Raw genomic sequence first — 464 nt, 5'->3', positions numbered from 1 at the left:
ACTATATCTACCCATGTCGTGGTTCGTCGGCAGCGTCAGATGTGTATAAGAGACAGATGTAGAAGAGCTGTACGTTAAAATGTTCGGCAATATGGAAAATTCATGGGTGAAAAATCCATAGATGCACGGTCTACTTTTGTATTGATGTCGCCATTGAGATAGGTTTTGATATCGAAATCTGAAATACGCTCTAACAAGGGCTTGTTGGGATTGTGGAGAACGGGCATGAAAGAGTTATACTTTGCTAAGTCTGGATTTTTCACCCATGAATTTTCCATATTGCCGAACATTTTAACGTACAGCTCTTCTACATTTTTCATTGCTATGCCCATGGCAATAAGCTTATGTCTGTAAATTGGCGAAAGGCTGATTAAATGAGCAAGGCTTTTTCTTAAACCAATTGGAGCCTGGAACAGCATGCTGATCAATTTGATCCATTTATACCCTGTCTCTTATACACATCT

1 protein-coding gene is annotated in these 464 nt (G+C 39.4%); it reads right to left on the bottom strand.

Annotation, left to right across the window (positions count from 1 at the left end; genetic code table 11):
* Positions 1 to 74: 74 nt before the first annotated feature.
* Complete coding sequence (locus JHD69_RS20225; RefSeq protein ID WP_199142128.1) at positions 75 to 332, bottom strand: hypothetical protein; 258 nt, start codon at positions 330 to 332, stop codon at positions 75 to 77.
* Between the last annotated feature and the right edge of the window lie 132 nt (positions 333 to 464).

The organism is Pedobacter sp. ASV12 (assembly GCF_016429155.1).
Classification (GTDB): Bacteria; Bacteroidota; Bacteroidia; order Sphingobacteriales; family Sphingobacteriaceae; genus Pedobacter.
Note: the sequence above shows the minus strand (reverse complement) of the source record. Positions and strands in the feature narration are given on the sequence as shown.